Origin of the sequence: Aeoliella straminimaris (assembly GCF_024054565.1) — a bacterium.
Taxonomy (GTDB): Bacteria; Planctomycetota; Planctomycetia; order Pirellulales; family Lacipirellulaceae; genus Aeoliella; species Aeoliella straminimaris.
This window is the reverse complement of sequence record NZ_JAMXLR010000092.1, coordinates 640,438-664,884: the sequence shown is the minus strand read 5'-3', so window position 1 is coordinate 664,884 and position 24,447 is coordinate 640,438. Positions and strand designations below refer to the sequence as shown.

The 24,447-nt window shown below is 61.5% G+C and carries 21 protein-coding genes; 15 read left to right on the top strand and 6 right to left on the bottom strand.

Features of this window, described 5'->3' with window-relative positions; genetic code table 11:
- The first annotated feature begins 4 nt into the window (after positions 1-4).
- From NG895_RS28405 to NG895_RS28395, 3 genes are all read left to right on the top strand, one after another.
- The gene (locus tag NG895_RS28405; protein ID WP_252855951.1) at positions 5-1,030 is read left to right on the top strand and encodes a prenyltransferase/squalene oxidase repeat-containing protein; all 1,026 of its coding nucleotides are present in this window, start codon (positions 5-7) and stop codon (positions 1,028-1,030) included.
- Complete coding sequence (locus tag NG895_RS28400; protein ID WP_252855950.1) at positions 1,027-2,226, top strand: NPCBM/NEW2 domain-containing protein; 1,200 nt, start codon at positions 1,027-1,029, stop codon at positions 2,224-2,226. Before NG895_RS28405 ends, NG895_RS28400 begins: the two co-directional genes overlap by 4 nt.
- Positions 2,227-2,400: 174 nt before the next feature.
- Positions 2,401-3,327: a cytochrome c gene (locus NG895_RS28395; protein WP_252855949.1), complete on the top strand. Its 927-nt coding sequence runs from the start codon at positions 2,401-2,403 to the stop codon at positions 3,325-3,327.
- 48 nt (positions 3,328-3,375) lie between these two features.
- Here the strand turns inward: NG895_RS28395 and NG895_RS28390 are convergent, their stop codons facing one another.
- Positions 3,376-4,581 carry a 2,3-bisphosphoglycerate-independent phosphoglycerate mutase gene (locus NG895_RS28390; RefSeq protein WP_252855948.1) on the bottom strand — a complete coding sequence of 402 codons (1,206 nt, stop codon included), beginning with the start codon at positions 4,579-4,581 and terminating at the stop codon, positions 3,376-3,378.
- 180 nt (positions 4,582-4,761) lie between these two features.
- Here NG895_RS28390 and NG895_RS28385 point away from each other — a divergent pair, with 180 nt between their 5' ends.
- The 5 genes from NG895_RS28385 to NG895_RS28365 all read left to right on the top strand — a co-directional run bounded on the left by NG895_RS28385 (position 4,762) and on the right by NG895_RS28365 (position 11,080).
- On the top strand, positions 4,762-6,141 hold the full coding sequence (locus tag NG895_RS28385; RefSeq protein ID WP_252855947.1) for a glucose-6-phosphate isomerase: 1,380 nt from the start codon (positions 4,762-4,764) through the stop codon (positions 6,139-6,141).
- A 657-nt stretch (positions 6,142-6,798) separates the two neighbouring features.
- The gene (locus tag NG895_RS28380) at positions 6,799-7,419 is read left to right on the top strand and encodes a hypothetical protein (RefSeq protein WP_252855946.1); all 621 of its coding nucleotides are present in this window, start codon (positions 6,799-6,801) and stop codon (positions 7,417-7,419) included.
- 162 nt (positions 7,420-7,581) lie between these two features.
- Positions 7,582-7,839, top strand: coding sequence for a hypothetical protein (locus NG895_RS28375; RefSeq protein WP_252855945.1), 258 nt, complete (start codon positions 7,582-7,584; stop codon positions 7,837-7,839).
- 125 nt (positions 7,840-7,964) lie between these two features.
- Positions 7,965-9,107, top strand: a complete 1,143-nt coding sequence (locus NG895_RS28370; RefSeq protein WP_252855944.1) for a sialidase family protein — start codon at positions 7,965-7,967, stop codon at positions 9,105-9,107.
- 161 nt (positions 9,108-9,268) lie between these two features.
- Positions 9,269-11,080: a glycerophosphodiester phosphodiesterase family protein gene (locus NG895_RS28365; protein WP_252855943.1), complete on the top strand. Its 1,812-nt coding sequence runs from the start codon at positions 9,269-9,271 to the stop codon at positions 11,078-11,080.
- 14 nt (positions 11,081-11,094) lie between these two features.
- Here the strand turns inward: NG895_RS28365 and NG895_RS28360 are convergent, their stop codons facing one another.
- Positions 11,095-12,936 carry an alpha-amylase family glycosyl hydrolase gene (locus NG895_RS28360; RefSeq protein WP_425267269.1) on the bottom strand — a complete coding sequence of 614 codons (1,842 nt, stop codon included), beginning with the start codon at positions 12,934-12,936 and terminating at the stop codon, positions 11,095-11,097.
- A 645-nt stretch (positions 12,937-13,581) separates the two neighbouring features.
- On the opposite strand from NG895_RS28360, the gene NG895_RS28355 reads away from it, so the two are divergent.
- The 5 genes from NG895_RS28355 to NG895_RS28335 all read left to right on the top strand — a co-directional run bounded on the left by NG895_RS28355 (position 13,582) and on the right by NG895_RS28335 (position 17,756).
- Entirely contained in the window at positions 13,582-14,160 is a 579-nt protein-coding gene (locus tag NG895_RS28355) for a response regulator (RefSeq protein ID WP_252855942.1), read from the top strand.
- A 90-nt stretch (positions 14,161-14,250) separates the two neighbouring features.
- Positions 14,251-15,462, top strand: coding sequence for a sensor histidine kinase (locus tag NG895_RS28350; RefSeq protein WP_252855941.1), 1,212 nt, complete (start codon positions 14,251-14,253; stop codon positions 15,460-15,462).
- A 2-nt stretch (positions 15,463-15,464) separates the two neighbouring features.
- The gene (locus NG895_RS28345; protein ID WP_252855940.1) at positions 15,465-16,295 is read left to right on the top strand and encodes a hypothetical protein; all 831 of its coding nucleotides are present in this window, start codon (positions 15,465-15,467) and stop codon (positions 16,293-16,295) included.
- A 193-nt stretch (positions 16,296-16,488) separates the two neighbouring features.
- On the top strand, positions 16,489-17,316 hold the full coding sequence (locus NG895_RS28340) for a hypothetical protein (RefSeq protein ID WP_252855939.1): 828 nt from the start codon (positions 16,489-16,491) through the stop codon (positions 17,314-17,316).
- A 44-nt stretch (positions 17,317-17,360) separates the two neighbouring features.
- Positions 17,361-17,756, top strand: coding sequence for a hypothetical protein (locus NG895_RS28335; RefSeq protein ID WP_252855938.1), 396 nt, complete (start codon positions 17,361-17,363; stop codon positions 17,754-17,756).
- 164 nt (positions 17,757-17,920) lie between these two features.
- Here NG895_RS28335 and NG895_RS28330 read toward each other — a convergent pair whose 3' ends face one another.
- The gene (locus NG895_RS28330; protein ID WP_252855937.1) at positions 17,921-18,211 is read right to left on the bottom strand and encodes a hypothetical protein; all 291 of its coding nucleotides are present in this window, start codon (positions 18,209-18,211) and stop codon (positions 17,921-17,923) included.
- A gap of 234 nt (positions 18,212-18,445) precedes the next feature.
- Here NG895_RS28330 and NG895_RS28325 point away from each other — a divergent pair, with 234 nt between their 5' ends.
- On the top strand, positions 18,446-19,264 hold the full coding sequence (locus NG895_RS28325; protein WP_252855936.1) for a glycoside hydrolase family 16 protein: 819 nt from the start codon (positions 18,446-18,448) through the stop codon (positions 19,262-19,264).
- Positions 19,265-19,538: 274 nt separating this feature from the next.
- On the top strand, positions 19,539-20,906 hold the full coding sequence (locus NG895_RS28320; RefSeq protein WP_252855935.1) for a hypothetical protein: 1,368 nt from the start codon (positions 19,539-19,541) through the stop codon (positions 20,904-20,906).
- 86 nt (positions 20,907-20,992) lie between these two features.
- Here the strand turns inward: NG895_RS28320 and NG895_RS28315 are convergent, their stop codons facing one another.
- From NG895_RS28315 to NG895_RS28305, 3 genes are all read right to left on the bottom strand, one after another.
- Positions 20,993-21,637 carry an NYN domain-containing protein gene (locus NG895_RS28315; RefSeq protein WP_252855934.1) on the bottom strand — a complete coding sequence of 215 codons (645 nt, stop codon included), beginning with the start codon at positions 21,635-21,637 and terminating at the stop codon, positions 20,993-20,995.
- Positions 21,638-21,669: 32 nt separating this feature from the next.
- Entirely contained in the window at positions 21,670-23,001 is a 1,332-nt protein-coding gene (locus tag NG895_RS28310; protein ID WP_252855933.1) for an MFS transporter, read from the bottom strand.
- 137 nt (positions 23,002-23,138) lie between these two features.
- Entirely contained in the window at positions 23,139-24,395 is a 1,257-nt protein-coding gene (locus NG895_RS28305) for an aspartate/ornithine carbamoyltransferase family protein (protein WP_252855932.1), read from the bottom strand.
- Positions 24,396-24,447: the final 52 nt, after the last annotated feature.

The window sequence follows — 24,447 nt, the reverse complement described above, 5'->3', positions numbered from 1 at the left end:
CGAGATGAAGAGCTGTCGAGGAATGCTGGTGCTTGCGCTGGTACTTTTCGCAAACGGAGCTAGAGCCCAACCAGAGGACACCGAACAGTCGGCCGCCGAAATGATGCGGCCGGCGGGCGGCGCCATCGACAAGGGGCTGGAGTTTCTGGCTTCGCAGCAGAACGAAGACGGTTCGTTTCGTTCCAACAGCATGGGACGCAACCCGGCCGTGGTGGGCCTGGGGGGCATGGCCTTTCTGGCCAGCGGCAGCACGCCCGATCGCGGTCCTTACGGTCGCGAAGTAAGCCGTGCGGTCGACTACCTGATTGCCAATACCCGCCCCGATGGATTCATCTGCCCGCCCGGCGGACAGGGACACGGCCCCATGTACGGACATGGGTTCGCCACGTTGTTCTTGGGCGAAGTGTACGGCATGACGCCCCGCGAAGACCTGCGCGACAGCCTGTCGCGGTCCATCGAGCTGATCGTACGGACGCAAAACAGCGAAGGTGGCTGGCGATACAATCCCGTGCCCGCCGACGCCGACCTTTCGGTAACCATCTGCCAGATCATGGCCCTGCGAGCGGCCCGCAATGCGGGGTTGCACGTGCCGAAGGAAACCATCGACAAGTGCGAGGAGTACGTCAAGAAATGCCAAGAGCCCGACGGCGGGTTCAGCTACATGCTCGACAACCGCGGCAGCATGTTTCCCCGCTCGGCGGCCGGCGTGGTGGCACTCTACAGCGCCGGCATTTACGAGGGCCCCGAAATCGAGCGAGGCCTTGCGTATCTCGATCGACATCTACCCAATGCCGCACAGGCCGGCCGCGAATCGCACTACTTCTATGGTCACTACTACGCCATTCAAGCAATGTGGCACGCAGGAGGCAATCGCTGGCAACGCTGGTACCCGGCCATTCGCGACACGCTGGTTCGCTCGCAGCGGGCCGATGGCGCCTGGCAGGATTCGGTGGGTCCCGAGTACGCCACGGCCATGTCGTGCATCATCCTGCAGATTCCCAATAACGCTCTCCCCATTTTCCAACGATGATGCGTCTGACCTTGCTGGGATTGCTGCTGGCCACGTTGGCCGCGCCGGCCAACTGTGCAGAACCTCAAGAACTGGTGCTGCTCGATGGCCAGCGCGCCGTAGGGCGGCCGACCCAACTGAAAGACGGCGCGCTGACATTCGCCACCGCGGCCGGCGAAGAGCAGTCGTTCGCTGCCGGGCAGTGGTTCCGCTGGGGACACCCCACGAAGCCCGATGCGCGGCCGGCGTTGTACTTCGGCGAGCAGTCGGTGCTGGTGTCCAAGACCGACTGGACCGGCAAGGTACCAATGACGATCGACGACCGCACCGTGACCATCGCCACATCGGCGTTCGGCAAGGTAAATCTCCCCCGGGACAAGGTGCGGTGCCTGTTGCTGGCGGCCGCGAAGGAACCCGGTTCCGCCGCCCGGTTACTCGACCAGGCAGCCACCGATTCGAGCGACGACCGTGTGTGGCTGGTCGAGGGCGATTTGCTCGCGGGTACCGTTGTCGACTTCGACGGCACGACGCTCCACCTCGAGTTCAGCGGGCAGACGCTTCCGGTGCTGGCTTCCACCATTGCGGCCGTGGCGTTCGCTGGCGACGAGACTCCGGCCAACCTGGACGCAAAGTACCTGGTGGGCCTGGACGATGGTTCGCTGATCGAAGCCGCAGGCTGCACGCTCACCACCGAGCAGCTATCCGTTGAGTCGCTCGGCGAGTGGACCTCCCAATCGCCAAAGAAGCTCGTGTTCCTGCAATCACTCGCCGGCGGCGTGCAGTACCTTTCGGACCTCGACGCGGTCGACTTTCGCCATACGCCCTATTTCTCCGGCGAGTGGCCGCTCGCCCGCGATCGCAGCCTGCAAGGTTCGCCGCTGCAGGTGGCCGGTGAGCGGTACGCCAAAGGCCTGGCGATGCACTCGGCTGCTCGCGCGGTCTATCGCGTACCGGCGGGTATGACGACGTTCGCCGCGGACATCGCCCTCGACGATTCAGCCGGCCAGTCGGGCAGCGTAGTGTTCCGGATCTACCGGGTCTCCGCCGATGGAGCCGAGCAGGCTTTCGAGAGCGAAGTCGTCCGCAGCGGCGACGCCCCCCAGCCAGTGCAGGTGCCGCTTGACGATGCGGCGGCCATCGTGCTGGTGGTTGACTACGCCGACTATGGCGACCAGCAAGACCACGCCAACTGGCTCGACGCCCGATTTGTACCGTAACGCCCGTCGCTCCGCCTTTGTGCAGCCATCCCGCTTGTGGATCGCCGAATTGGCGGTCGCGTTCTCACTCGGGTAAACTGTCGAGGAGAACCCACGCCATCCCGCCAAGGACCCATCGAGATGCTGCAGGCGACCTCCCGTACTCAAAACACTCAATATTGTCTCGCGTGCGGGATGCTGGTTGGCTTGCTGATTCTCACGCCATGCCTGGTTGCCGATGAGCCTCCGACCGATCAATCCACCGAATCCACCCCAGACGAATCGGCGCCGGAGAGCCCCGAACCGCTACACTGGGGCGAGCTGCACAACGTGTTCCAGCACACCCAGCGAATCACCAGCGGCAGTGGTCCGGAGACCGACGCGGACTTCGCCGAGCTTGCCAAGCAAGGAGTGAAGACCGTGGTGAGCGTCGATGGCGCGAGGCCCAAGGTCGAACTCGCCAAGCGACATGGCCTGCGGTACGTGCACATCCCGATCGGCTACGATGGTCTGCCGCGCGAAGCGCAGCTGGCCCTGGGCCGGGTGGTCGAGGATACCGAGGGAACGCTCTACATCCACTGCCATCATGGCAAGCATCGCGGTCCCGCTGCGGCGGCGGTGGCCTGCATGTCCAACGGCGCGATCGACCACACCGCAGCCGCGCACATTCTGGAGACCGCCGGCACCGGCGCGAACTACCACGGCCTGTGGCGCGACGTGGCCGAGTACCAGCAAGCAGGGCCCGATGAAAAGCTCCCCCCGCTGGTCGAGACTGCCAAAGTAAACAACATGGTGCAGGCGATGTCGTCGATCGACGCCGCGATGGAGCACCTGCAGCTGCTCTCGGCCAACAAGTGGCAACCGCTGGCCGAGCATCCCGACCTGGCGCCGAAGCCGGAGGCCGTGATCCTGTGGGAAGGCTTCCGCGAGTCGGCCCGCTTCGCCGCCGCCGATGATGATGGCCACAAGCAGCTCGAGTCGATGCTCCAGTCGTCTGTCGCCGCGGCTAACCAACTCCGCACCGAGATCGAAGCCGGCCATCTCGAGGCGGCCACCCAACAAGTGGCCAGCCTCAAGGCGAGCTGCAAGCAGTGCCACGAGAAGTTTCGCGACAATCGCTAAACGCTGCAACCAACACTCGACCCCGGCCACCCCCAGCTCTTTTTTCTATTAAGCGCCGAACTTGCCCAACCGGCCGGCGTTGGCCAGGGCCAGCGACATCAGGAACTTCGCTTCGAACTGACCGAGTCCGCCCTTCAAGCATTCGGCTTCGCCGAACGCTTCGCACGGGTCGGTGCGGCAGTTCTCGGCCCACAGCAGCGTGGGTACTGGGTGCCAGCTGTGACTGGCCAGCATCGCCGGCGTGGAGTGGTCGCCCGTGCAGATGAACACCGCGGGGCCCAGCTCCATGATCTTCGGCACGCAGGTGTCGAGCTCTTCGGTCCGCTTGGTCTTGGCTTCGAAGTTGCCATCTTCGCCGGTCGAGTCGGTGTACTTGAAGTGGATGAAGAAGAAGTCGTACTTGTCCCAGTTCTCCTTCAGCACCTCCATCTGCTCGTCGAGCGTCTTGGCATCGCCCACGATGTCCATGCCCACCAATCGGGCCAGGCCCTTGTACATCGGGTACACGGCAATCGCGGCGGCCTTCAGGCCGTACACTTCCTCGTAGCTCGGCAGCGACGGCTTGGCGGCGATGCCCCGCAGCGTGCAGCCGTTGGCCTTCTTCTCGTCCTTCAGCAGCTCGAACGCCTGCTTCAGGAACTCGCGGCACACCTCGGCGGTCTTCTTGCTGCCGGGGGTGTTGGCCGTGGGGGTGAGCGGCGGTACGCCCGTGGCCTGCGGATCGGTGTCGTCCACGTCGTCTTCGAGTCCTTCGCCACGCAGCACGATCACGAAACGATGCTCCTTGACCGGCTCGACGAACAGCTCGATACCAGGGATGGAGACCTCGCGAAGCTTGATCGCCAGCGGGGCACTCTCTTCGGTGGGGATGCGGCCGGCGCGGCGGTCGCTGATCTTGCCATCGGCGTCCAGCGTGCAGAAGTTCGCCCGAATCGCCACGTCGCCTGGCTGCAGTTCAAACCCGATGCCGGTCGCTTCCAGGGCACCCCGACCGATGAGGTACTTGATGGGGTCGTAGCCGAACAGTCCCAAGTGACCGGGGCCACTACCGGGGCTGATCCCTGGGAATACCGGAATGCTGCTACCCAGCACGCCCTCTTTCGCCAGCTTGTCCAGATTCGGCGTCGCGGCCGTTTCGAGTTCCGTCTTCCCGCCCGGCTGCTGCGGCAGGCCCCCCAGGCCATCGCCCACCAATAGCACAATCTTCGAGTCGTTCTTGGTGTGAAGGCCGCGGAGCAGGTCTTGAGGGTCCATAGTAGACGTCGGGGGTCAGGATTCAGGGGAGAGGGGAGGGCAACATTGCGACCCCGATTTTACCGCGCGATTTGCAGACCGTCAGGGGCCACGGGCGGGCACTTGCCAAGCGGGAAAAGTTCGCGACGATGGACGTCGTAGATTCTCCAGGCTTCTTGTTCCCCGAACCCCACTCATCCCATGCTTAAATACAATCTCGATGGCACGCTTATTGGCACCGGTGGTTTGAAAGCTGCCGACTTGGAGAAACTCGCCAAGCCGCTCACTTCGATTCGCGAAGAGGTGCTGGCCGAAGCCGACCTGTGGGCCGCAGGCGGCGAAGTGCCCGAGGCAAAACAACCCTTGGACGCCGGATTCCATTTGATGCCCAACCGGCTGCTCGACGAGCTCGCCAGCGAAGGCGATTCCAGCGAGCTCGCTCGACTGCAAGCCACGGCCGATCGCATGACCGAGCTGGTCGACAAGGTCGTCGTGCTCGGCATCGGCGGTTCCTACATGGGCGCTCGGGCGCTGCTCGAAGCTTGCTGCCATCCGTACTACAACCAGGTCGCGCCCACGCTGCGTGACGGTCGCCCTGAAATCTACTTCGAAGGCAACAACGTCGACAACGACGCCACGCAGGGGCTGCTCGACCTGTTGGCTGGCGAGTCGGGCGATTGGGGTATCGTGGTGATCAGCAAGAGCGGTGGCACGCTGGAGACCGCGGCCGCCTTCCGCATCTTCCTCCGCGAACTGGCCCAATCGGTGGGCGAGGAATCGGTGGGCAAGTACGTTGTGCCGGTCACCGGTTCGAGCGGCAAACTGTTCGACCTGGCCACGGCACTCGGCTGCAAGGAACTGTTCCCCGTGCCCGATGGCGTGGGGGGCAGGTTCAGTGTGCTGTCGGCCGTTGGACTGTTGCCGGCGGCGATCATGGGTCTCGACATCGAAGCCCTGCTGCACGGGGCCACCGAGATGAACGAACACTTCGCGAGCCAGCCGTTCGACAAGAACATCGTGCTGCAGTACGTGGCCGCCGCGCACGCCATGGAAACCAAGCACGGCGCCGACATCCGCATCCTGTCGACCTGGGGCAAGCGGCTCGAGGCGGTCGGTCTGTGGTACGACCAACTGCTGGCCGAGAGCATCGGCAAGCAGGAGCAGGGCGCGATGCCGCTGACGATCGTCAACACTCGCGACCTGCACTCCCGCGGCCAGCAGCACCAGGAAGGCAAACGCGACAAGTACATCACGAACCTGATCGTCGAAGAAGGTTCGCGCGAACCGCTGGCCATCGGCGAGAGCGATCACAATCAGGATCAGCTCAACGAACTGGCGAAGAAGACGCTGCCCGAGGTTCTGTCGGCCGCCATCGCCGGCACCAACAAGGCCTACCGCGACGACAACCGCGCGACAGCCGACCTGATGCTGCCGAAGCTCGACGAATACCACCTGGGCCAACTGCTGCAAATGCTGATGCTGGCCACCGTGGTCGAAGGCCGCCTGCTGGACATCAACCCCTACGGCCAACCCGGCGTCGAGGCGTACAAGAAGAACATGAACGCCATCCTCCGCAGCTAGTGGCCAGAATTTCCCCTCCCCCGGGCGATTTCGCGCTCGGGGGCTCCATCTTACCCACCACCTCCACTGCGAAATCGTTTGGGGGAGGGCCAGGGTGGGGGGCTTTTTCCAATTCGGAATCCGGAGTTCGGAGTGCGGAATCTGCCCGGGCGATGCTCCATGCACGCTCTGCCCGCACTCCCAGCTGAATTCAGCCAGCTTGGGTTTTGATAGTTTTGGCGCGCCAATACGGAAAACGATTTTAGGTTCCAAAACCCAAGGCGTTTTGAACCACCCCCCGTTTGGTTTGGCCGAGAAAAACAGGCCTCTCACCATTCGAGGGGGACCAAAACTCCCCGAGTTTTGGGGCGCTAAATGAGCCAAAATGATCAAAACTCCAATAGGGGTCACGATAGTGGCCGTTTGCTCCGCAAACGAGCGCAGAGCACCACCTCAAGCATTGTCCCTCGCTGGGTGTAAAATTCCTACCTCGCCGGACGAAAATTGGGGAAAAACTGGTAGAACGGAATTTATTCCGTTAATTGACTTGCCGGGACGTTATCCAACGGAATAGATCCCGTGCTACGAGGATAGCCGGATTCGCAATAATTGGGACATAGACCTGCCACGAGTGGTAGACTGAGCGTTTTTAGGACCGAGATGCCGGAGCCCCATGCCATGAGACCACCGACCGGAGAGTTGCCCGAAGACTTTGAGTACCTTCGTGACGCTCTGCTGTTGTGCGCGGACCAAGATCTAGGAAACCCGGCCAAACGCGATGATCTGGTGGACAGTTTCAATGGGACTGATATCGGCGTGCTTGCCCTCGCCCATCATGAAATCGTCCGCAAGGAGGATTTGGCCGCAATATCCCAATGGTACTATGAGTCCCCACTCCCCAACCGCAGCGGGAGCTTTGCCGGAGCCTGCTTCCGACTGCTCCTGGTGATGGACTATCTCTACGAACAATCAAAAGAGCCCTTCAGTAGCCAACGCCTACAACTACTCTCCCGAAACCGCAAACCCAATTGGGACCACCTGCCTGAAAAGCTGGCCTTTCTCAAAGACCCAGCAATCAAGTACGGCAAGTACCAGTTCGATGACGAGCGATATGACTTCGTCGAGTCGATGACGGCCGAACAGCGGGAGGAACTCGTGGCCGTCCGTGCTGCGCTTGGCAAAGAGGAGAGCCTTTACAAGCTGTTAGACGATTGGTTCGACGAGTATTCGATCACGGACCATGAAGAAGCAGCGCTGATCTATTTCATGTTCGGCGTACTGGATGCGGCTGATCTTTGAGGACATGTACGAGCATCCACCGTCTGGAGACGGTTTCTACGTTTACTTGCAGTTCCCAAGATCCACCCTCCTCCAGCGAAACACTTCCACACGCAGCGGCAAACTCACACGACCACGGGCCTCACGGCCCCCGCTCGCTGGACTTTCACTCAACACAGTGCCATGAAACAATCCGGCCAATGCCCCAAGTGCAGCTCGACCAACATCATCCACGATGCCAAAGCGATTGACTATTACGACTACGGCGTGCAAGAGACCATGCGTGTGGGCGTCGATCGCAATCCAAGTGCGTGGATCTTCAAAGGGCAGGAGAACAGCACCGTGTCGGCTTGGGTTTGTGGCGATTGCGGATTCGTGGAGTTCTACGCGGACGAGCCCACCAAACTGCTAGACGCGGCCGATGAGGCGGAGCAGAAATAATTCTGCCGCTTGTTCACTCGCTTCACTCTGTTGAAACGGTCGTTGGGGCAGGTTCTATTGGTGCGTAGTCACCGTTCCACCTACACCTCATTGGGTCGTTTCGCAGCATCATGGATCGCCAACACTTGAGCCTTCGTTGCCTTAAGGTCTTTGTACTCTCGCTCTTCGCCATGGCCGTGGTAACGTGCGCTGCGGCTCAACCTCGCGACGCAGAACTGGAACTCGATTCGCAAGACTTGTTCATCGGCGGGGAAGGGGGGTACCACACCTATCGCATTCCGGCGATGGTTCGAACACCCGACGGGGTGCTGCACGCCTTCGCCGAAGGCCGCAAGAAATCGCACAGCGACCGGGGCGATATCGACATTGTCGTGCGGCGCAGCACCAACGGCGGCGTCAGTTGGTCGCCCAAGGAAGTGCTGCTGGACGATGGCGCGAACACGATGGGGCAGCCCACGCCGATACTCGATCGCCGCACCGGCACGCTGCATCTGCTGTTCTGCCGGAACAACCGCGAGATGTTCGCGACGCATTTCGACCGCGAGACCGGCCTGTTGGCCGAGCCCATCGATATCACATCGGTAGCCAAGTCGCTCGACGTGCCATTCAAGATCACACGCATGGGCGCCGGCCCCACCGCCGGACTGCAGACGGCCAGCGGGCGACTGCTCGCGCCGGTGTGGGTGAACGGGACCATTGGCGTGGCAAACGAGTACGGAGCAGGAGTGGTGTTTAGCGACGATCGAGGCACCACCTGGCAGGTGGGCGGCGCCCCCCACGTGCCCCCGGCCATCGCCGGCATCAACGAAAGCACCGTCGCACCGCTTCCCAAAGGCGACTTGTATATGACGCAGCGGACCAACGGAGGCGAGCCCCATCGCGCGATGAGCATCAGCCGCGACGATGGGGCCACGTGGACCGACTCGCAACTGGTGCCCGATATCGACAGCGACATGACACCCATCAAGGCGGGACTCGCTGCCATCGAGGCCAAAGGCGACTGCGACCTGAACGGTCTGGTGCTCGCCGCCCCCGAAGGACCGGGACGAAAGAACCTGGCACTGTGGTACAGCCCCGACGGCGTCAAATGGAAGCGCCTCACGTCGATCAACAACACGCATGCGGGCTACTCGGAGCTTGCTCAACTGCCTAGTGGAGTCGTAGGTCTTTTGTACGAACAGGGCGACAAGAACTATCACCAGCGGCTGACCTTCACGCGACTGGCCATCAACTCCAAGTCCATCACAAGTTCTCAGCCGCAGCATTAGCCGGCATCGGACCGTTGCTATGCTGGCCAGAGCGTGGATGAACTCATCGCCACGGGCTGCGTGGTGATCGGTCGATGTTCGTGGAACCGCAACCACCCTCTGGCAACAGCAGCTACGGCCACCGGGAGCATCCGCGCCACTCTTCGGTTACACTATGCGGCATGTTCTCCGAATTATTTCAAACGTTCCTGCGTTGCTGGCGTCCCCTCGTGGTGGCGGACATTGTGTTCAAGCTGGCAGCCACAATCGTGATCGCGCCCATCGTGGCCCTGGCGTTTCGCGCATTCGTCGAAGCCTCGGGCCGGACCGTGCTGGCCGATGAAGACATTCTGAATTTCGTCGCCAGCCCCATCGGCGCGTTGTGCCTGCTGTGTGTGGGTGGCCTGGTGCTCGCAACCGTGGTGCTCGAGCAGGCCGTGCTGCTGCGCATCCTGTGGACGGATGCGGCGGGACGCCGGCCGCACGTCATCTCGGCTATCTCTGGCGCAGCTTCCGACACGTGGACCACCGTGAAGCTCGGCGCGCTGCTGGTAGCCTCGGCCGTGGTGCTCGCGCTGCCGTACGTGGTGGCGTTGGGGCTGGTGTACTGGTGGCTGTTAACCGGGCACGACATCAACTTCTATCTGGCCGAAAAGCCCACCGCGTTCTGGGTGGCGGTCGCGCTGGGTGGCGTGATCGCGGTGGCGGCGGCGGTAATGCTCTGCTGGTGGTTTGCGGCGCGGGTGATGAGCATCCCGCTACTAGTGGTGCGGCGACTCGGCGTCCGCGAGTCGATTGCCGAAAGCCGAAAGCTCACCACCGGCAAGCAGTGGCAAATCGGCCGCTGGTTGCTCGGCTGGCTGGCGGTGGTGGTGCTCGCCCCGGCTGCGTTGTTCGCTATCTACCTCGCCGTGGGAAACTGGCTAGCGGGGCAGTTCGAATCGCTTGCGGCCCTGGCCGTGGTGGTAGGCGTGTTGACGATGGTGCACCTAGCTCTGTCATTTGTGGTACACCTGATCACCGTGATTGGATTCGCCCTGATCGTGTGGAAGCTATGGCGGCATTTGGACGAATCGTCGACCGAGGTGATTGGCGAGACGCCGCCCGAGGAGGAATCGACCAACGCAGCCTGGCTGGTGTGGAATCGCTGGCGTTTTGGCGCTGTGGCTATCGTGGCCATCGGCATCGCCGGTCTGATTGGCGCCGCGTCGCTGGCCGGACTCAAACTGACCGACGACGTCCAGATCATCGCCCATCGCGGCGGCGGCGCACACGGTCCAGAGAATTCGCTGGCCGCCATTCGCCAGGCAATTCTCGATCGCACGCAGTGGGTGGAGATCGACGTACAAGAAACCAGCGACGACCGGCTGGCCGTGGTGCACGACCGCGATCTGAAACGCCTTGCCGGCTCGGCGCTCGAAGTGCACAGTTCGACGCTCGAGCAGCTCGAGCAACTCGACATCGGCAATCGCTTCTCGCCCGACTTCAAGGGCGAGCAGGTCACCACGCTCGACGCGGTGCTCGAGCTGTGCCAGGGCAGGGTAGGGGTCGTCATCGAGCTGAAGCAGTACGGATTCGACAAGCAACTCGAACAGCGAGTGGTCGACCTGGTCGAACAGTACGACCTGGCCGACGACGTGATGATCATTTCGCTCGACTCGAAGATGATCGCCAAGATCCGCCAGCTTCGCCCTCAGTGGCGAGTCGGTTTACTGACGGCCGTGAAGCTGGGCGATCTGACGCGAGTCGACGCCAATCTGCTGGCGGTGCGCAAGGACCTGGCCACGCCATCGTTCATCGCCCGAGCGCACTTTCGCGATCGCGAAGTAGCCGCTTGGACCTTGAACAGTCGCGAGTCGCTCGAACGGATGATCAGCCGCGGCGTCGACTACGTGATCACCGACGACGTCCCGCTGGCCGAACAAGTGCTGCTCGAGCGGCGAGAGTTGTCGCTGCCCGAACGCTGGCTCAGGGCACTGGCAGCCAGCTGGTGAGGCGATTTGGCAATTTACTCCGTTGCTGTTTCACGACTGAACATCACCGCCGTGTAGGGGGGAAGCACAATCTCGGCGCTGGCGGACATGCCGTCCCAGGGCTCGTCGTCGGTCACCACATCGCCAATCGGGGCGTCGCCGAACTCGTCGCTGTAGATCTTCGCGTCGCTCGAGAAGCGGCACTTCCACTCGCCCGGCGTGGGAAAACCGATGCGATAGGCGTGGTGGTTGATGTTGGCAAAGTTGAGCACCACCATCACATCGCGCTGCGGATCGTCGTTCCGCCACCGCCGGAAAGCGATCACCTTGTCGCTATCGTTCAAGTGGCTCACATGCACGTACTGTCCGGTAAGCCCATGCGAGTTGCCATCGCGGTCGAGTCGCAATCGAATCAGATCGTGATACAGGCGGACAATGCCGCTAAACTCCTCGGCCTGATCCCAGTCGATCGGATTGCTATCGTCGAACCAGCCGTAACGCAGGAACTCCTGCCCCTGGAATAACATCGGCACGCCCGGCGCGGTAAACACCAGCGTGGCGGCCAGCACCGAGCGTTTCTGAGCGAACAGCCCCGTTGGGTCGTTGGGATCGATCTCCGACACCACCCGCTGCTTGCCGTTGGCGACCTCGTCGTGCGATTCGCTGTAGATGACTCGTTCGAACACGTCGATGTTGTAGCGATGGCACACGGCGTCGCGGACCGCTTGCATCGAACGATCGCTGTCATTGGCCGCCTGCACCGCGGCGCGGACCGGGTGCACAAAGCCGGCGTCCCACTGCGTGTTGAATCCCGCGCCGCCAAAATCGACCGGCTTGGTCAGCCACTCGTTGTTCTGCAGGTCTTCGGCGATGGTAATGGCGCCAGGAAAGCGGTCGGCGATACTGCGGTTCACCCACTGGGCAAGCGACCAGCCTTCGGGAATCGACGACTGCTCGGTGCCGTCGACCGAGCGAATGAACAGCGTCATGTCGTATCGCAGCCCATCCATGTGATAGTCTTCCATCCACATCATGGCGTTGTCGTGGATGTAGCTGCGAACCTCGCCGCGGCCGTAGTCGGGTCGCGTGTCGCCCCATGGGGTGCTGCACCGCCAGTCGTTGTAAAAGTAAATGCCACCCTTGCCATTTTCGTTCCAGCCGTCGAACTGCCAGATGTCGAGGTCGCTGGGGCCGAAGTGGTTGTAGACAACGTCCAGGATCACACCGATGCCATGCTGGTGGGCGAGCCGCACCAATTGCTTGAGCGCCTTGGGTCCGCCGTAGGCCGACTCCACCGCATAAATATGCGCCGGGTTATACCCCCACGAGTAGTCGCCCGCGAACTCGGCGAGCGGCATCAACTGGATGGCGTTCACGCCCAGGCGCTTGAGGTAGGTGAGCTTCTTGGCCGCTTCGGCGAAGGTGCCGGGACCGCTCTCGTCAGTGGCGTTGAACGTGCCGACGTGCATCTCGTAGATCACCAGCTCGTTCAGCGGTGCTAGCTGAAAGTCGTCCCCTTGCCAATCGAACGATGGATCGTGCACCATGGCGTTGCCCACCGAGTTGGTTACCTCGCGGGCATACGGATCAATGCGCCTGAATGACTCATCGCCGTTATGAATCAAGTACAGGTACTCCGCGCCGTACTCCACGCCCGGCACGTCGACGTACCAATGGCCATTGCCTTCGGGCTGCATGGGCGTGGCAGTTTCGTCCCAGTCGTTGAAGGTGCCGATCAGGTAAAGCTCTTCGGCGTGCGGCGCCCATACACGAAACGCGGCGCCCTTCTCGTGCTTAATGCACCCCATGCCGTGGTGGTGCTTTTCCAGCGTGAGCGAAGTAAACAGATTGGTCTGCGAAGTGGGGGCTGCGGTCATCTAGGGAATTCCGGGGGTGACGTTCGTCTGCACCAGTATTAACAGCAGTGGCACAGAGCCGACCCGCTATAAGCAAGCGGCGTGCCGATAGCTCTGCCATTGGATAGGATCGCAAATCCATCGGCATTTATAGGGTCTAGCAACTTGGGTAAACTCCCTCTCACTAGCCGACCAGAACGCCGGGCGAGCAACCCGATTGAACAACGATCAACTCAGCATCCCCAGTTTCGGTGAATTGTCTTGATTCCCTGTCGCGCCCAAACGTCCACCTGCAGCGACCAAGCGGGAAAAAAACCGGAATGAGTTCTGGAAAGGCAAGCATCCTCTTAAGTCATTTATTGGCATGCACTTAGGATAAAAGAATCAATCTTGACTGGCCCGCCTGACCCGATATAATCCGCTCACACCTGGCAAACCAGGCAACCTCGGCGAAAGCGGCGGATGTTGTTGTTTGCAGAGACGTGTAGAATTGTGCAAATCATGAAACATTTGCACTTTGCGGCAGACAGGAGCTAAGGGGGCTTTGTCGCTGCGGCAGAATACAGGAACGAAAACCGACCGCGATTGTTGTTGCCCCGCATGAGGCTAGCAATGTACGGTGGAGTCGTTCCGCTCACATGACTAAGGAGAGAGGTGGTTGAGCGTATGAAAACCGTGTTCACAACCGGCGAAGCCGCGAAGATATGCAAAGTTAGCCAGCAGACTATCATTCGCTGCTTCGATTCGGGACAGCTCAAGGGCTTCCGCGTACCGGGTAGCCGCTTCCGCCGCATCCCGCGGGACCAACTGTACGCCTTCATGCGGGACAACGGCATTCCCACCGATGCCCTGGATAGCGGTAAGCGGAAGATTCTGATTGTCGACGACGACGAAGATCTGGTAGACCTGCTGGTCGACCACTTCGAGCGTGACGGCCGCTTCGACGTTCGCAGCGTCAACAACGGCTTTGGTGCTGGCATGCTGATCAAGGAATTCGGCCCCGACCTGGTGGTGCTCGACGTCATGCTGCCGGACATCAACGGCATGGAAGTCTGCCAACTGGTCCGCAGTGACAAGTCGATGGACGAGGTGAAGATTATCTGCATCTCCGGAATGGTGGAGCAGGATCGCATTCAGCAACTCCGCGACGCCGGCGCCAACGACTTCATGAAGAAGCCGTTCGACATCGACGCCCTGTCGGCACGCGTGTGCCAACTGCTGGAACTCGAAACCGCAGCCAGCTAGCAGCAGGTCTTGCGGGCCGCGTGGCGGTCCGGCTGTTGTTGCTCGATGAGTCCACCGCTGGTGGCCGTTAGACCTGAGTAGACTTGAGCCATGTTGTGGTTGCCCGCTCTTTGTTCGTCTACGGGCACCCTGCCCGTCGCCGTGGCGGATGCTTCGGCCGTGGCGTTGGAGAGTGCGCTGTTGGAACCGGACGGCGCCGTCGACATTCTTTCGTCGGCGCTGTTGATCGATCCATGGCTGGTGCGGTGGGCGAACTGCTGCCCCACGACGCATGCTTCGACCGTGGCCGAACTGGCCGCTCACGTGTCCCAACGGCTCTCGAGTCGCCTGGCCAGTGCTGCTGCGCATCCGCTGGCGTACACCCAAGTGGACGACCTGGCCGCTGGCGACTTCGCCGCGCAGGCCGCGGGGCTGCTGGCTGGCGCAACACAGTCTTTGCCGCACGGCGAGGCTGCGGTGCACTCGCCGCACTTCTTTCGCGCCGTGACTCAGGCCCCCAGCCAATCGATGGGGGCTTCCATCGACTACCTCCGCGTGGCGGCCGGCATCGGCTGGCGGCTGCCTCGGTTGGTACAGCGTCTGGCGTGGTACGAGCAGCTCGAGAGCGACTTCGACACCGCACTCGAGCAGGCGAAGCTCGACGCCATGAAGGAACTAGCCTATGGTGCCAGTCACGAGGTCAATAATCCGCTGGCCAATATCTCCGGCCGCGCCCAGGCACTGCTACGCGACGAGACCGACTCGAAGCGGCGGCGAATGCTCGCCTCGATCGACGCCCAAGCCCTGCGGGCGCACGAGATGATCTCCGACCTGATGCTGTTCGCCCGCCCTCCGGCTCTCGAGCTGGAACCAACCGAATTGGCCAAGCTGGTCGACCAGGTCGTCAGCGAGTTGGCCAGCCAAGCCGCCGATCGCGCCATCGACCTGGTGATCGAACCCGCCTGCGAATCGCCGATCGCGTCGATCGACCCCACGCAGATTCTGGTCGCTATCCAAGCGCTGGTGCAGAACTCCATGGACGCCATCGGGCACGGCGGTCGGGTGAGCGTGTCGCTCGCTCGTGAAGCCCATCAAGTGGTGCTTCGAGTTGCCGACACCGGACCGGGCATTGCCGACGAGGTCCGGCAGCACATGTTCGAGCCCTTCTACAGCGGTCGCGAAGCGGGCCGCGGGCTGGGCTTTGGCCTTTCGAAGTGCTGGCGGATCGTCACGCTGCATGGCGGCACCGTGAAACTCGAAAGCACGAGTCCCGCTGGCAGTCTATTCGCCGCGCGGCTGCCCCTGGTGATCGAGGAGAGCTGAGCGTGCGTTGGCTTTGGCAACATGGTATTCGGTGGGCGACTTCGCGCGTCGTGGACGAAGCCAAGCGTGCCGCGACCAACGAGTTTCTGGGCGACCAGGAAGAGCCCGACGAGCAGGCAGAGGACGCACCAAACCCAGTGGCATTTCTGTGTCAGACCAAGTTTCTGTTCGACGCCGTGGCCGACGAACTTGCCAGCAAACGCCACTTCGAGGCGAATCACCTGGTTGTCTGTACCGGCAAGCTGACCGGACGGCCCGTGGTGATTGTGCGGTCACAAGCGAGCTCGCCGGACGTGCCGCACCTGGTAGCCGCCACCGTGGACGGGCATCATCCTCGCTTTGCCCTCACGCTGTCCGAAGCCACCGCGCTGAACCGGGATATTGCACCCGCCACCGTGGTGATGGCCACCCGCGTGATGGACGGGCAGGGGCACACCTTGCGGATCGACGGCCAGTCGCCCACCGGCAGCGGTTTGATCCGCGGCAGCATCCTGCACTCCGGCGTCACCCGCGGCGGCGAACTGACCGATCCCGAACACGCACCGCAATGCGAAGACACGTGGAGCCTGCCACTTGCCAGGGCATGTGGTACCACTGGCCTGCCGCTAATGGTAGCCGCCGTGGTCCTGCAGCCACCCACCGAACTACAATCCAAAGAAACCGCCGCGCTCAAGCACCAGCAATCGCTGGCCGGAAAGACCGGCGTACTGGCGGGCATGCTATTCAAAAAACGCAGCGGGCTGCGCGACCTGTGGAATGAAAATCAAGCCCGCTGGGACGCCGCGGTCCGCGTGGGCGAGCTGGCCAAGCGCCTGGTACAGGCGTCCGGCTAATACGACCAACGCCGGGGCGGTGGGTTCAGGCCGAGAACCACTAGCAGCAATTGTCGGCCAGCAAAGAGAATCCGTATTCATTCGTATTCATTCACCACCGATTTCCAGCCACTTTCATCGAGGTCGCGGCCTGGTGCCGTTGCGGGTAAACTAAACACTTCCTTCAGTTCCCCTATCGTTCGAGCAAGTTCACATGGGCAAGACCGGCGAAGCCATCTCGCACTTCAATTCCACCGTCCGCACGATCATTATGGCCGTGGTGGTGGGTTTACTTGGGCTTGGTGGTTTTCAGGCGTACCAGGCCTACGACGCGCCGCGGCGGGCGCTGGCGGATCGGGAGCGCGAGCTCGAGTCAGTGATTTCCGACCTCAACGAAACCAAGGCCACCGTTGTCCAGCAGGACAAGACGATTACCGGGCTCCAAGACGACGTCGCCGAACGCGATGTGAAGATCGACGAGCTCGCTGAGAATCTCGACCGTGTGGAAACAGCCGTCCGTCTGCTGAAACTCCGTCGCCGCCTGGCCAAGATCGATGTGCTCGACCAGACGACCGACGAGGCAGGGGCCGTGACCACCAAGGTTCGCTTCACCGAGGTGGCCGACGATGGCAAGCCGGTGGGCGAACCGGCGGAGTTCGACATCGAAGGCGACCGCATCTACGTCGAGTACCTGGTGGTAAAATTCGACGACCAGTACATCGAAGACGCCGACCTCGAGCGCGGTACAGCCATCTGCCTGTTCGAACGCATCTTTGGCGAGAAGCAGGAGCCGGACGAAGGGTTCGTGATCGACGAAGTCGGCTCGCGGCCCAACTCCTACGCCCGAGGTTCGGTCACGAGCGAATTCGAACAAAAGATCTGGGACGACTTCTGGACCATCGCCAACGACCGCGAAAAAGCGGCCGAACTAGGCATCCGCGCCACCCACGCCCAGGCGCCCTCGATCCGCATGGAGGAGGGGGCAACCTACGAACTCGACCTGCGGGCAACGGGCGAGTTTAGTTTGCAGCGGGTAGAGTAGGTATAGCTGTTGCGACCCATTACCCGCCACGAGGGTTCAAACTTATGCCATTTTGGAAACGCAAACCGAAGGAACCTGGACCGCCATTACATGGGCCTGATTTTTCCGATGTGGATAGTCGAGAAAAGGCGATTCAATTAGTCGAAGAGGGGGTGCTCGAGCCTCTCTACCTCATGCCTCAAGAGTTTGGTGGTCCTGACGATCCACGCAATGTTGTATACGTTCCAGTTGGCATTGCAGAGGTAAAGCGCGACACGGACCTCAATATTATCGCGCCTTTGGTTGAGTCCGGCGACATTGAAAATTATGCCGCGACTCCTGAATACAGAGGACGCAGTTTCGTCCCCATGGCCGTGAAGATCGAGGCTTCTGGGGCAAAGAAGTTGGCCAGTGAGATCTGCATTTGGGGCGAGGCCCTGGATCGCGAGACTGCAACGTAGGGCGAGAGCTTCTATCGCACAAGCTCACTTGATCGTCTCCAATACCTCTTGTGCTGCGCACACGGACAACCGGCCGTGGAGAACTTGCCAAGTGGCCCGATCAACTCCGGCCGGCTGTCCGTGCTACCCGATTCGATGATGGGCAACACAACATCGCGCTAGACTTACCAGACGGGGTAGTACGCTGAGTACGCGGGAGCATAACCGTAGCGCACGCGAGTCACCGCGCGGCGGGGGCGATAGCGGGTGGTGTAGTACGTCGTGGGAACCACAGCCGGACCATACACGGGCGCGGTCGGAGCGTAGTACGTGGTCGCCGGCATGACCGGGCGATACACAACGGTCGGTTGATACACCGGTGCGTAGGATGCTTCACAACCACATTGGGCATTGGCCTGGCTCCCCGATAGCCAGAAAGCACCCGTCAGAACAGCGATCAGTGCAATAATCTTCATCGGACTTCACTCCCTACCACTTGGAAATGATGCGTCGAAACCCTCGGCGCTGTCCCCCTCAGTATGGGGTTGTCCCGAGCCGACCGCAACTAGCTAACTAGGGCAATTAATCCAGACAACGCTGACAGAGAGGTCGTGGTTGTGGCCGGTAAAACCAGTCCAATAGGGCCAACGAATCGTCTATATTGGTGATTGGTAGTTCGCACCTGGGTCCTACTCGGTAAAGATAAGACAATGCTCCCAACACTCCGCACGCTCTCGCTCGTTTCGGCTTTGATCCTGGCAACCGCCCCGGCAGGCGCCCAAGCTCCTGTCACCGAAGAGTTCGACCTCGCGGGTTGGAAACTCATCTGGCACGATGAGTTCAACGGCGACGAGCTCCACTCGTCAAAATGGTCGCGGTGCAAACGGGGTACGGCGGACTGGATGAACACCATGTCGGACGACCCACGACTGCTCGAGCTGAAGGACGGCATCCTGCACCTTCGTGGCATCGAGAACGACAAGCCCCAGGAAGACTCCGCGCCCTACCTGACCGCGGGCGTCACCAGTGAGAAGAAATTTTCGTTTCGCTACGGCAAGGTACAGATTCGCGCCCGGTTCAAGTCGGCCCAAGGTGCCTGGCCCGCCCTCTGGATGCTGGGCGACAACGGTGGCTGGCCGGCTGGTGGCGAGATCGACCTGATGGAGCATTTGAACTTCGACTCGATCGTCTACCAGACCGTACACTCGAAATACACCCACACCCCCGGCGTGAAAGACGAACCGAAGCACGGCTCCACCGCCAAGATCGAGCGTGACGACTGGAACACCTATGGCTGCGAGTGGGACGCCGACAAGATCGTGATGACCGTCAACGGCAAGCCGTCGCACACCTATCCGCGCGTCGAGAAGCTGGGCGACGAGCAGTGGCCGTTCAAGCAGAAGTTCTACTTCATCCTGTCGATGCAAATCGGCGGCGGCTGGGTGAACCAAACCGGCGCGACGGATCCGGCCGACTATCCGGCGGGGATGGAGGTGGATTGGATTCGGGTTTATAAGCGGGCTGACTGATTTAGGCGGAGCCCGATTCGCGGCCTGAAACGACTTCGAATCGCTGACATTTACAGGTTTACAGCTGCAAGGCCTGTTGCCACCAGTGGATTCAGCCATCTTTTCGCGTTGGACGAGGCAATGAAGGGTGAACCTGTCGGCGGCCACCACGTGGTCGCTTGTCGCAACAAACTCCGGAACCGTTAAAGTCAACCCAATTTAACAGCCGAAGAAACACATGTTACCGCGCATCGAATTGGGATGAGGAAGTTATGCATGCATCGAGGGCGTTCGTATGCGAATCTGGAGTCGCTTGGCGATACTGCTAGCAGCAGTCACCGTTGGAGTGACCGCTCATAGCCAAGATCCACTCCGCTGGCCGGATGAGATCTCCCTGGCCGTTAATGACCTGGAGCTCGCCGATTCCGCGCCCCACCCAGCCAGTGACGATACCGACTCTGCGGGCGATCTCCGGTTGATGGAGCTCGAAACCTCTCTCTACCAGTTGCAGTCGGAGGTCGAAGATCTCGGCGATAGCATTACGCTCACCACTCGCGACAAAGACTGGAAGGTGACTGCCTTCGGGGCCCTGGCTGGGGAGATCATCTACGCCGAACAACGAGCGGTGATTCCCTCCGCCGTCTTGTTTCTTACGCCCTCTGGGGGTCGAAACACTCCGACGATCGACGTCCACGGCAAACAAAGCAGCCTCGGCTTGGAGCTACAGGGACCGGAAATCTGTGGTATGCAGTCGGGGGGATTCGTGCTCACTTACTTCTACGGAGAGAGCCTGCTGGAAGACCAGCAAGGCCTGTTTATTCCTCGCGGCTACGCGGAGTTGAAGAACGAGGACTGGCGGTTCGCGGCCGGCGCCCTGGGAGACATCATCAATCCCCGCATCCCGGGAAGCCTCGACTTCGTCACGGGACAAGGGGGCGGAAACCTGGGAGCCTTTCGCGGGCAGTTTCGTGCCGAACGCTACTATCACTTCGATGAAAACGCTCAGCTGACAGTTCAAACCGGATTGGGAAACCCACTCACCACCTCGTTTGTGGGCGATATTCGAACCCTGGTCGAAGACAATGGATGGCCCAACCTCGAAAGCCGCATCATGCTAGGTTTGGGACCACTCACCCAGCGGGGGCCGCTTAAGATGAGGCCGTTTGAGATCGCCATGTCGGGACTTGTGGGACAGATTCGTCGGACTGGCGCGGAGCTGACGATATTTGACGTGTGGGCCATTGGTGCCGACGCGAGAATCGAGTTGTCCGAGTGGTGCGGTGTCAAAGCGGAGGCGTTTCATGGTCAGGCACTCGGCAACTACAACGCGGCGGTCTTGCAGATCTTCAACCCCGTCACTTTGGAGGCGGTGCCCACGACGGGCGGCTGGTGCGAACTCTACGTCAACTGGACCGACTCGCTGCATTCTCACCTGGGATTCGGAATAGACGATCCCCGCAATGCGTCACTCAGCCCCGGAATGAGGTCGCGCAATCAATTCTCCTTCGTCAATCTAATCTGGGATGCGACGAAGAGTCTCGACATCGGTGTGGAATTGGGACGATACGAGACAGATTACATGCCCGGCGCGATGATCGGCCCGCTTCCGGTTCTGGACAACGAGGCCCTCGTCTACCGTACTCGTGTGCGGCTCAAATTCTGACGCTCAGCGTGCAAAAATTCGCGTCGGCCGACGCAGCACCCAAGCAGAAGGCCCCGCGCCTAGCCTTAGCAGCCGCCGTGGTCGAGTTACGTATCCCCCTCCAGTAAATCTTCCCCATACCCCGGCGGGAAGGGATTCTCAAACGTCCCCTCGGCCGTCGGTGGGGCATGGGGCGTGCGTTTGCTGGTCTTCGGTTTGAGCTTTGGGGACTCGATGGCGCGGAGTTCGGCTTCCAAGTTCGCCACTTCGTCATCGGCGAACTGCTGCACCCAGTAGTCGACGCTGCCGCCAGGTTTTGGCTTGGCTTGGTGGTTCTGCCCCGACCGGCGGGCATGGCGGGCGCCGAGTTCGCGGTACCAGACGTCGCTGTCGACGTACTTTGCCCCTCGCGAGCGGGCAGCCCTTTGGACGCGGTGGTCGCCTGAAACAACCACCAAGCCCCGCGGCGCGCGATGGCGTTCGATGATCTCCTCCAGCAGCGCGTCGGCGTCGGCATACTCGCGAGCGTAGCGGACCGTCAGATGATCGTGATGCACCGTTTTGGGTAGGCCCGGCGGCGCGCCGGCGGCGTCGAACACGATGGTTGTCTCGCGCCGTTCGCCGGCGGACAGGGCGGAGGCCAGATAGGCTAACAACGCGTCGCGCGAACCCTGCAGCGTACCGGCCGTCTTGCCGGAGCCAAACAGATAAGTCACGTGCAGCAGGTTGTAGCCATCGATCAACAGTCGCATTGGTGCATTGTAGCACGCAGCGACGATCGAGTTTACGCCACGTCCGCGACCGCTTCGCACGGCTGCTCGACGTTGTCCTGTTCAGCCAGATCGACGTCTTGCGACACCACTGGCCGCTTGGCGGCAATGGCAGCGGCCACGGCCGCCACGGCCAACAGACTTACGAACAGCCAGATAGCCGGGGCGTAGCTGCCGGTCAGGTCCATCGTTGCGCCCATGATGAACGGGCCAATGCTGCAGGACGCCACCGTGGCGGTCCAGACCGAACTGCGGATGCTGCCCAGGTGGCGGCGGCCAAAGAATCGTGGCCACAGCGTGTTGCCGGTGACGGCCATCATGCCTTGGCCCCAGCCGAGCATGGCCGCTCCGATCTGGGCCATCAGCATCGAATCGACGTTGCCCATAAACGTGATACCACCGGCCAGAGCGGCCATGGCCGCAGCCAGCAACCACCGCAGCGGCAGTCGATCGGCCAACAGGCCACCGTTCACCTGCATCATGGCCATGGCGATAGCCATCACAGGGAAAATGGAAGCCGCCTGCGTGGCAGTCATGCCGTGCCGCTCGAAGATGGTCACCAGGTTGAAGATCACGGCCGTACAAATCATGCCCATCAGCGCCGTGCAGATGCTGGCGATCCAATAGGCGGGCGTTCGCATGGCTTCGCGAAGCGTAAAGCTCGGCGCCGGAGCAAGGCCCATTGCGGCCAGCTGCGCGCTGGACGCTTCGGTGGTTTCGTCATCGTCCACCGCAGGACTATTGCGATAGAACAGCAACAAAGCCGGCAGCAGCACTGCGATCGTACCGAGCCCGATCGCCGTGTAAGCGGTCCGCCAGCCAACCGAGTGAATCAAGTACAGATAGGCCATCGGCATGACCGCAATGGCCCCCGACATGCCGACACCGGCAATGCCCGAAGCGAGCCCCAGCCGACGATTGAACCACATGCCGAGCGTATTGCCAGCGGCCATCGACAGGCCACCCTGGCCAAACGTGCGAAGCATCAGAAAACCGATCGTAATCGCCAACAGGCTCGTGGCGCTGGCGACCACCATGCAGGCAACGCCCACCATGGTGACCAATGCGATGGAAACCAGCCGCAACCCATGCCGATCCATCCGCCGCCCAATGGTCATCAGCGGCACCGCGGCCAGCAAGCTGGCTACCAGGTACGCAGTGGCCAACTGCGTCTCGCTGAGCCCCAGCGACTGGCGAATCTGCTCTTTGAACACCGAGACGCCGAACGTCTGCCCGGGACTGGTACCGATCTGCATCATCATCGCCAGAGGCAGCATTACCCAGGCGTAGCGGGGGTCGTTGTTCTCGTAGGTTGCGTCAGCGCGCAACGCGGCAGCTGTCGACATCGAAAAACTCTTGTGGCCAGCAAGGCCGGTGGGGGGACAGGGGGCGGGTGGGGCGGGGCCTGTTGGGCGTATTGTACGCCAATGGCCCGAGAAGGTGCAGACCGGTTAGCCGCTAGCAGATGGGCCTCAATTGGCTGCTACGCCGAAAATTCGCGGTGGAAATACCGCAGAATCTGCCCGTCGACGTCGAATAGGTGCGCCAACAGGGCCGAGCGAATCCACATGCCGTTGCGGGCCTGGCGGAAGTACATCGCCCGCGGGTCGTTGTCGATCTCTTGAGGGATCTCGCCGAAGTGTTGATCGCGAGGGAAAGGATGCAGGATCGGGGCGTACGGTTTCATCCGCGACACCAGATCCATGTCGAGGCAGTACCGCGAGAAATCGAGCGCGGCGTATCGCTCGGCGTCGTCGCCTGTGTCGTGCTCGCGCTGGATGCGGGTCATGTACAGGGCGTCGAGCGCTTCGATGACCGGCCGGCCGTCCAACTGTTGCTCGAACGAGTCGAACTCGTAGAACCGCACGTTCTTGGCCGCCAGGGCTTGCCGCAAATCGTCTCGCATGACGAGCGTCGGGTGATTCGGGGCGATGAACACCAGCCGCACATCGGGGTAATTCGACAGCAACAGCGCCAACGAGCGAACCGTGCGGCCGCGGCCAATGTCGCCACAGAAGGCGTAAGTCTTGCCGGCGAGCCCTTTGCTCAGGTTCTCGCATCCCGGCAATCGGCGAAGGTCATCGAAGCGGGAGTTGTGCTCCGAGTCGTTCGGTCCGGAGAAATTGAAGGTCCGCTGCAGCGTGTAAATGTCCAACAGCGCCTGCGTGGGGTGCTGATCGGCGCCCGAACCTGCGTTGACGATCGGCACGCTGCGATTGCCCGAGCGCTCCAGGTCGTTCATCAGGTACGCACAACTCTCGGCCAGCCGAGCGATGGGCGACCGCATGATGATCAGGTCGAAGTAGCTGCTGAACATGCGGATCGAATCGAACCGCGTTTCGCCCTTGGTTTCGCTGGAAGTTTGCGGATCGCGGACCTCGTTGCAGGTGATGCCAAGAATCTGGCAGGCCGCCATAAACGACAGGAAGGTGCGCGTCGAGGGCTGCGTGAAGTACAGCATCGCCCGTTTGTGGTGCAGCAGGTTGATCAGAAAATCCTGGCCGCTGCGATGCTTCGAGAGCTTGCGAATGGCGTCGGCCACACCGGCCAGTTCCTCGAGCAGGTCGACCGAAAACTGCCCCGAAAAAATCACGTGCCGCAGGCGGCCGGAGCGTTCGAGCTCGGGTGTCTTGGCCTTGGTCGGCCGATTGAGTCGACCCTCGTAAAATAGGAGATCGCGGTCGTCTTGAGTCTGGGCGGGAGTCGATTCGCTGTTGGCGGGCGACATGATGGCGGTCATCGCGCGGGCCTTGGAAGGGTGTGTGGGCTGCACTCCGCAAGTTATCGCACAC

Coding starts and splice junctions, on each gene's coding strand:
- NG895_RS28405 (WP_252855951.1), top strand. CDS start 5: ATGAAGAGCTGTCGAGGAATGCTGGTGCTTGCGCTGGTACTTTTCGCA.
- NG895_RS28400 (WP_252855950.1), top strand. CDS start 1,027: ATGATGCGTCTGACCTTGCTGGGATTGCTGCTGGCCACGTTGGCCGCG.
- NG895_RS28395 (WP_252855949.1), top strand. CDS start 2,401: ATGCTGGTTGGCTTGCTGATTCTCACGCCATGCCTGGTTGCCGATGAG.
- NG895_RS28390 (WP_252855948.1), bottom strand. CDS start 4,581: ATGGACCCTCAAGACCTGCTCCGCGGCCTTCACACCAAGAACGACTCG.
- NG895_RS28385 (WP_252855947.1), top strand. CDS start 4,762: ATGCTTAAATACAATCTCGATGGCACGCTTATTGGCACCGGTGGTTTG.
- NG895_RS28380 (WP_252855946.1), top strand. CDS start 6,799: ATGAGACCACCGACCGGAGAGTTGCCCGAAGACTTTGAGTACCTTCGT.
- NG895_RS28375 (WP_252855945.1), top strand. CDS start 7,582: ATGAAACAATCCGGCCAATGCCCCAAGTGCAGCTCGACCAACATCATC.
- NG895_RS28365 (WP_252855943.1), top strand. CDS start 9,269: ATGTTCTCCGAATTATTTCAAACGTTCCTGCGTTGCTGGCGTCCCCTC.
- NG895_RS28360 (WP_425267269.1), bottom strand. CDS start 12,936: ATGACCGCAGCCCCCACTTCGCAGACCAATCTGTTTACTTCGCTCACG.
- NG895_RS28355 (WP_252855942.1), top strand. CDS start 13,582: ATGAAAACCGTGTTCACAACCGGCGAAGCCGCGAAGATATGCAAAGTT.
- NG895_RS28350 (WP_252855941.1), top strand. CDS start 14,251: ATGTTGTGGTTGCCCGCTCTTTGTTCGTCTACGGGCACCCTGCCCGTC.
- NG895_RS28340 (WP_252855939.1), top strand. CDS start 16,489: ATGGGCAAGACCGGCGAAGCCATCTCGCACTTCAATTCCACCGTCCGC.
- NG895_RS28335 (WP_252855938.1), top strand. CDS start 17,361: ATGCCATTTTGGAAACGCAAACCGAAGGAACCTGGACCGCCATTACAT.
- NG895_RS28330 (WP_252855937.1), bottom strand. CDS start 18,211: ATGAAGATTATTGCACTGATCGCTGTTCTGACGGGTGCTTTCTGGCTA.
- NG895_RS28325 (WP_252855936.1), top strand. CDS start 18,446: ATGCTCCCAACACTCCGCACGCTCTCGCTCGTTTCGGCTTTGATCCTG.
- NG895_RS28320 (WP_252855935.1), top strand. CDS start 19,539: ATGCGAATCTGGAGTCGCTTGGCGATACTGCTAGCAGCAGTCACCGTT.
- NG895_RS28315 (WP_252855934.1), bottom strand. CDS start 21,637: ATGCGACTGTTGATCGATGGCTACAACCTGCTGCACGTGACTTATCTG.
- NG895_RS28310 (WP_252855933.1), bottom strand. CDS start 23,001: ATGTCGACAGCTGCCGCGTTGCGCGCTGACGCAACCTACGAGAACAAC.
- NG895_RS28305 (WP_252855932.1), bottom strand. CDS start 24,395: ATGACCGCCATCATGTCGCCCGCCAACAGCGAATCGACTCCCGCCCAG.